A 7,198-nucleotide genomic window follows, 5' to 3' on the forward strand; every position below is an offset into this window, starting at 1 on the left:
AGACCATTCCCAGAAAAAATACCCCACTTTGATTACGATTCCAAAATGAAAGTCTTAAAAGTTACACAAAATGGAGCCATCAGATGGAAGGCCTACAATTGGGTTTACCTTTCCGCTTCGCTCCAAGGTAAACCTATCGGGGCCCTGGACATTGGCAATGGTATTTGGAGGGTATTTTATAGAAACGTATTTTTAGGATACTTTGATGAACATGTGTTTAGAAAAAAAGAACAATCAGTGAGGTTAGAAACTAACTTAGTGTAAACTCTAATCTATAACTTTTGTAAACAATGTATATTAACGAACATATGGCCACAAAACTAACATTCGTCATAATTTCAATATTTCTGCTTTTAATTAGCTGTGATAAAAAGCAGACTGATTTGGAATTTGAAAAGTCTGTAGCGAATGAAATTTTTCCAGCGTTACTTGATTCTGTATTTCACGATACAAGATTGGCGCCACCGCCGCCACCGCCACCAAATTCTGAATGGAGTGATTCAATAGCAATTAAATGGGACGAATCTAAAATGATTGCCGAATACGAAAAGCGAAAAGCTGAATTAGAAAAGGACACAACTAAATTGGTAATTGCGATTGTGGACAGCACTTACCAAATAAATGAAAGAGCGAAAAAAGAACTTATTGATTTTTATAAGGATTTCGAAATTGAATTAGATACTCTTAATATTAAAAAATCTTACAAAATAAATTTGACGGATTTAAAACACGCAGATAAGTTTAAACTTAAATATCGATCGGAATTTCCAGCGACAAGTAAAGTTTGGAAAAACGATTATGATTTCCATCTTTCTGGAATAACTGGATTTTCACGTATTCAATTTGACCAAACAAAAAGGTTTGGAGTTATGATAAGTGGATTTGGTTGTGGCAGACTTTGTGGATTTAGTGGACTCGTGTTTATTAGAAAATTCAACGGAAAATGGATAATTGATAAAATTAAAGTAACCGCTATATCTTGAAAAAAATACGTGCTGTAACAATGTATAACCGCAATTACGGCGGATTCGACTACGTCCGAATCCACTCGGAATTGCTAACGTCAGTGCTAAACCGAAAATAATAGCTAATTTAACCCGTAACTGACGGTTATACGAGACCGTTCTACGCAATTTTGAAACAAACATCCTACTACATATTAACATTTTTTCTTTTCACGAGCTTTTTCGCATTCAGTCAAGACGAATTGATGCGAAAAGATTTGAACGACGAGATTGGTTCGAGATATTTATCGGATAACAGACAAGCGGAATTTTATTTTGACCTTGAGCCACTTGAACATTCTGAAAAAACTTATCATTTTAGATATATAAAGTCAGGACAGATTATCGAACTTTATAGCGATGACGCAAAAAGATTCAATGGACAAATTGTTAACTTCATACAAGAAACCAAAGAAGTCAAAACTGATTACGGCAGAGACAATGAACCGACAAATTATGTGTTTGAGAAAATTATGATTCCAGAAATTGATGCTTCCAAAATCGGTCAATTTATGTTGGCTTCTAAATCACATAAAATACCAACCGATAGTTTAATAAACGATTGGAATTTTAATTGGCTGGATTGCGGAATAATAAAATTTAATCACAAAGTTGACAAAGAGATTTCAAACGCAACCTTTACCTGTGCCCATAACCAAAACGATAGTGTTCCTTTTGTATCAGAAATTAAAACACTTAAAGACACAATCGCTCAGACATTTCAGTTAAAAAAGGTATTTGATAAATTTACAGACAAACTTCCCAAAGGCGAGTCTTATATTATTGACGGCTGGATTAGTATGTACAAGCTATCCGAAAAACAACTCGAATGGTGGGAAAATAGCAAACCAATTCGTGAATATCAAAAAACTATAAAAGACACAATAGATAATTACCTGGAATCCGAACTGAATAGACTAATTCCTAATTCATCCAATTTAGATTGTTTCGATGAGTTTCGATTAACATTCAATAAAAATGGGAAATTGAAAAGTATGGTCGTGAATATGGGATTTTGGGAAAGACTATTTGACAAGGATTACAAACGATGCCGACGGATTTTGAAAAAGGCTTTTAGAGAAATAAGAATTGATTTCATTGACCCAAAATATGCTTTTTCCCGTGACTTGCATTTCGGTAGAAAGGAAATATATATCAGCGACCCAACATTATATTGAGCGAAAAAAACTGCGTAGAACAACGTATATAAAAAATAGCGGTTTAATCGCTTAATCAAAAGAAAATGAATAAATTAAAGGTCAGTTATAAACCGAAAAATTAGTGTGTAAATCCGCTACTTTTCATATACAAGACCGTTGTAAACCATTAGATCCGGTGAAAATCAGAGTCAACCTCCCTCCTGCTCAAGTCTGTTTAGATCGAAAATTCCGTTCGTAAAAGATGGACAAATTAAAGTCGGTTTTCATTTCAATCTTTACTACCCTTCCCACTTTGAAAGTTGGTCTACAAAAGACTGGTCATTGACGGATTTACTCACGCCATTTTTCGTGTCCACTATTTGAGGTTTCTAGCTTTTACGATGTAAAAAAAGCGCCCTGCGGCACCGTAGCGCTCGCAAGCAACGCATATGAAAAACGCTTTTTTTCTTTTTGGCGTATTTTGAAAGTTCCGTCTCGCGTGTGATAAAAACGGTTTACAACAATACCTATAAACAATTGCGGGGTTTGAGCTGACACCGAAAATCCTACGGATTTTCTTACGCCACTTTGTATTTGTAAAATTTTGGGCTAAATTTCAGCAACTGTTCATAGCTGGACACGTTGTGTACAATTTGACAAAAACCAGATGATAGATTTTAAAGTACCAAGATTTTGGTTAAAAAATAAAGGTGGAGGAAGTCATTATCCGAAAGAAATCGAAAACTGGTTTTCTGAAGATTTTGACAATTACTTTATTTATCATCATCCAATTCTGATTGATTTGGACATTCAAAACGGATTGAAACCTATTCGCGACGAACTAGGAAGACCGAAAAACAAACGAGTTCTGACCTTTGAACAATTTAAAACCGAATTTTTTAAAGATGGAGAAAATTTCAAAGACTATTCTGAATACGTTATGCACCAAGTCCGAAATAAAGACACTAGACCAAAATATTTGTGGGGAAGTGAAGAAGGTTCTGGAATGTATTTTAAAGACATAATTCATTTATTAAAGGTTTTTGACTCTACTCTTCAAACAGAAGTGTATTCTCATTATGACATTTTGAGAAAAATAAGAGGAAATGTTGAGAACGACAATTTACCTTCTTTTTATTTGACAAGAATGGAGACGATTCAAATTGTTGCCTCAAGTTTTTCCAATCTGTCACCTGAATTTATAATTGAGAAAAACAAAAAATGGTGTCTTACCACACTTTATGACGATTGCAAAACTGCAATTGCTTGCGACAATGAAACGGCTGAAAAATTAATTGAACACAAACATTTAGGAATTGAAAAAATAAAAACTGTACACAACAATGTATAACCGCAATTACGGCGGATTCGACTACGTCCGAATCCATTCGGAATTGCTAACGTCAGTGCCAAACCGAATATTAACGCATATTAACCCGTAACTGACGGTTATACGAGACCGTTGTAATGCATTTTGGCTTATAGCAAAGAAAAACTATTGAAAATAAAATTTAAACTAACTCCGATATTAACACTTTCGCTCTTAGGAGTCTTTTTTTTACTTATTTATGGAGTTCGAGTTTATCGACAAAATAAATTAAAGAAAGGAGCTTTTATAACATTTGCTACGATTGAAAAATTAAAGGAAAACGTTACAAAAGGAAAGTCCGGTAGAATTGACATTGTTTATTTTTATTTCATTAAAAATGATAGTGTAATTCATAAACTGAAACAGATACCCGCAAAAAGCATTAAAAAGAAAAAACTGAAATTAAAAGAATCATTTAAAGTACGTATTGCTAAATCAGACTACGGTGTTTTTGAAATTGATTTTGAAAAAAGAATTGATACAATCATTGATAAGCGCGATTATAACACTCACATTTATAACACCTTTATTCATCGAAATATCATTGAATGAAACTCAATTAATTCTTAATGGAAAAATTTCTGGACCCAATTTTACTAAAAGAAAGATTCATTTTTAAAGGAACTATCGATCAATTATCTGAAAAAATAAGATTAAATAATAATCAAAAATTTAGAACGGAATGGTCAGCATACAATCGTTTTCAATTCTTTGCTAAATGGTCTCTAGGAACTCTAATGATTAAATATTTCCCTGGTGCTACCGATGGTATTAAGGGATTTGCGGAATTAAAAAACATCGGCGATAATAAAACTGTAGTACACCTAAAAACTAAAGTAAGGATTGAATAATATTTTTCCCTAATTGTTCTCTCAATAATTTGTATTGCTGGACATTACACTCAATCGGATTTCTCGATTTGGATATTATTACTTATTCCAGTAATACTTTTATGGTTTTGGTTTATTTATAGAGTTCAGGAGAAAATGTTATTTAGAAAATTACGAAAATACTTGACTGAAGAAAAAACGCATTACAACAAAACCTAAACGTAATGCGGACTTTAGGGCAAAACCGAAAGGTCTGTGTATATTTATAATGTCGCTAAATCTTATGCATTTAGCTTTGGACAAGAAAAAATAAAACTAAACAATAAGCTTTAGCTTCGTGCGCAGACGGAAACGAAAAGTTTCCTTGCCTCCGCACTACGCTTAGCTAGAACGTTAGCAATAATTTTGAAAAAGAAAATTTACATATTGATTCTTGGCCCAATATTGACACTCTTATCGTGTGGACAAAATTCTTTTGAAAAAGAAATAAATGGAAAGTGGTACGGACTGGAAAATGATGGATTTACCAGAATGTACTTTCACCCAGATAGTCTAATATTTATGGAGGGCAATACTCAGACTGTAAAATGGACAGCGGACGAATCCAAAATTGAGTTTGATTATATTGAACAATGGCCCTATCAGCCTTTTGAAAAAGATTCAACAAAAACAATGTTTATGGAATATTTTCTTTCTAAAAACAACAATACTCTTTCCTTTAATAAAATTAACGATTCAACAATAGATAGAAATTTCAACTTACTAAGAGCAGAAAACTATTTTGATTTCTTGAGTAAAAAAAGTGGAGTGAAATTTACATTACCCAATGACACCAAAGTTGAACGTATTGGTCTATCTAGTGAATATGGTCTGAAAATTTTCATTGGAACCATTAATAATAAAAGTGCTATTGTCTCAGAATATGGTAATGGACTGGATTCGATTAAAAACGACATTATTAAATTCAAACAAAACCTCAATCCATTAGATGAATATCATCAACTAAAATTAGAATCTGATATTCATTTGAGAGTATTTGCGGATAAGTCAATTTCAGATGAAGAAATTCAAAAACTTATTCAAAGAATTACTCAAAGCGATTTAAAAAAAGTCTTCAGAATCTACGAGACTAATAATTATTATAATTTCGAAACCTTAGCTGGTAAGGAGATAAAAACTATTGCTAACACAACCTAAACGTAATGCGGACTTTAGGGCAAAACCCAAAGGTCTGTGTATATTTATAAAGTCGCTAAATCTTATGGATTTAGCTTTGGACAAGAAAAAATAAAACTAAACAATAAGCTTTAGCTTCGTGCTCGGACGGAAACAAAAAGTTTCCTTGCCTCCGCACTACGCTTAGCCCAGCCGTTACCACCAATTATGAAAAACAAATTATCCATATTGATCCTAGTACTTAGCTTGACCTTTTCTATAGCACGTAGCCAATCGACAAAGGAAATCGCCGAGGGATTAAATTCGGACAATTTACTTATGCCGGAATTAACTGATTTCGCAAAAAACAACTTTACCGACAAACTAGAAATTGCACAATTTTTCTTCTACTGGATTAGTGCAAATATCGAATATGACTACGAAGTTAAGGACAGACATGCCGCTGGACTTTACACGGAAGAAGACAACAATAATAATTATAGCCCTTTTAAGGTTTTTGAACGAAGAAAGGCGGTTTGTGAAGGGTACTCGCAATTATACAAGTGGTTAATGCTAGAATTAGAAATAGAGACTTTGGTAATTGGCGGACATGTAAGACACTTTACGAATCCAATTGTTGAACCTGAATTGGACCAAAAATTTAGTCACGCATGGAATGTCAGTAAAATAGATGGAGAATGGAAAATTATAGACACTACGTGGTCGCAACAGTTTGAAACATATGTGCCAGATTTCTATTTTGATGTTAGTCCTGAAAATGCAATTATAACTCACTTTCCCTCTGAAGAAAAATGGCAACTATTAGAAAAACCATTATCCTTAGATGAGTTTAATTCCTCTCAATATATAGACCCATTATACTTTCTTACGGGCTTCACAGAAAAACCAAGTTTAAAGCAGGACGAAAACTTCTATTACTTTGTCTACAAAAATAATCCGAATAGAAATTGGCTTGTAAGATTAGGTTATGGAACGGACAGCATAAATTATGAACCTGTACCAAGCATTCAGGTTATCAATCAAGATGGTTATACATATTACAAATTCGACAAAAAACACATTCCCCAAAAGGCAGCTTTCAAAGTGGATTTAAATGATTTCAATGAGGAAAAACAAACAATCGCTCTGTACGAAAATATAATCCTATTCCGCATATAAATAACTGGTGGTAACAAAACCTATAAACAATACGGGCTTAGGGCTTTACCAATGGTTTGTGTGTTTTTATGAAGTCCGCAAAATCTTTGGGATTTTGCTTTAAACAATAAAAAGAAAAAACAAAACAAAAAGATTTCGCTATGTGCGTGGCGGAAAGCAAACGCTAGTATGCTCCCGTTCTGTTCATAGCTAAAACGTTGCCAACAATATTGAAGAACTGAACGCTAGATGTAAAAAATCTTTCCGAATATCATAAAAGTAATCACTATGAACATACCTGCTTATCGATATCGCAAAAAAAGCGGATGCGACTCTGATTTTTATGATTATGTTTAAAAAAACGACAATATTGAAAGGCTATTTATTTATCTATCTGACTTGTTGTCTAGTTTTTACTATAGTCAAGTGGAAAACACTTTCATACGCTGAAGGTTGGGGAGTTGTTTATATGTTCGGACTAATCGGAATTGGACTAGTTGGATTGCTCATTGACTTTATCCTGACTTCAATAATCAAGAATAA

At 33.3% G+C, this 7,198-nt stretch carries 8 protein-coding genes; all 8 read left to right on the forward strand.

Features of this window, described 5'->3' with window-relative positions; translation table 11 throughout:
• Positions 1 to 264 (forward strand): hypothetical protein (locus BMY56_RS18210; protein ID WP_218144582.1); only part of this gene is annotated, 264 nt, incomplete at its 5' end.
• Positions 265 to 308: 44 nt separating this feature from the next.
• Positions 309 to 983, forward strand: a complete 675-nt coding sequence (locus BMY56_RS18215) for a hypothetical protein (protein ID WP_143057849.1) — start codon at positions 309 to 311, stop codon at positions 981 to 983.
• 227 nt (positions 984 to 1,210) lie between these two features.
• Positions 1,211 to 2,182, forward strand: coding sequence for a hypothetical protein (locus BMY56_RS18220; protein ID WP_091627665.1), 972 nt, complete (start codon positions 1,211 to 1,213; stop codon positions 2,180 to 2,182).
• 628 nt (positions 2,183 to 2,810) lie between these two features.
• Positions 2,811 to 3,494: a hypothetical protein gene (locus tag BMY56_RS18225; protein WP_091627668.1), complete on the forward strand. Its 684-nt coding sequence runs from the start codon at positions 2,811 to 2,813 to the stop codon at positions 3,492 to 3,494.
• A gap of 147 nt (positions 3,495 to 3,641) precedes the next feature.
• Positions 3,642 to 4,064: a hypothetical protein gene (locus BMY56_RS18230; protein WP_091627671.1), complete on the forward strand. Its 423-nt coding sequence runs from the start codon at positions 3,642 to 3,644 to the stop codon at positions 4,062 to 4,064.
• Positions 4,065 to 4,081: 17 nt separating this feature from the next.
• Positions 4,082 to 4,363, forward strand: coding sequence for a hypothetical protein (locus tag BMY56_RS18235; RefSeq protein ID WP_091627673.1), 282 nt, complete (start codon positions 4,082 to 4,084; stop codon positions 4,361 to 4,363).
• Positions 4,364 to 4,747: 384 nt separating this feature from the next.
• Positions 4,748 to 5,539, forward strand: coding sequence for a hypothetical protein (locus tag BMY56_RS18240; protein WP_143057850.1), 792 nt, complete (start codon positions 4,748 to 4,750; stop codon positions 5,537 to 5,539).
• 186 nt (positions 5,540 to 5,725) lie between these two features.
• Positions 5,726 to 6,676 carry a transglutaminase domain-containing protein gene (locus BMY56_RS18245; RefSeq protein WP_091627678.1) on the forward strand — a complete coding sequence of 317 codons (951 nt, stop codon included), beginning with the start codon at positions 5,726 to 5,728 and terminating at the stop codon, positions 6,674 to 6,676.
• Positions 6,677 to 7,198: the final 522 nt, after the last annotated feature.

Source organism: Maribacter orientalis (assembly GCF_900109345.1).
GTDB lineage: Bacteria > Bacteroidota > Bacteroidia > Flavobacteriales > Flavobacteriaceae > Maribacter > Maribacter orientalis.

Coding starts and splice junctions, on each gene's coding strand:
- BMY56_RS18215 (WP_143057849.1), top strand. CDS start 309: ATGGCCACAAAACTAACATTCGTCATAATTTCAATATTTCTGCTTTTA.
- BMY56_RS18220 (WP_091627665.1), top strand. CDS start 1,211: ATGCGAAAAGATTTGAACGACGAGATTGGTTCGAGATATTTATCGGAT.
- BMY56_RS18225 (WP_091627668.1), top strand. CDS start 2,811: ATGATAGATTTTAAAGTACCAAGATTTTGGTTAAAAAATAAAGGTGGA.
- BMY56_RS18235 (WP_091627673.1), top strand. CDS start 4,082: ATGGAAAAATTTCTGGACCCAATTTTACTAAAAGAAAGATTCATTTTT.
- BMY56_RS18245 (WP_091627678.1), top strand. CDS start 5,726: ATGAAAAACAAATTATCCATATTGATCCTAGTACTTAGCTTGACCTTT.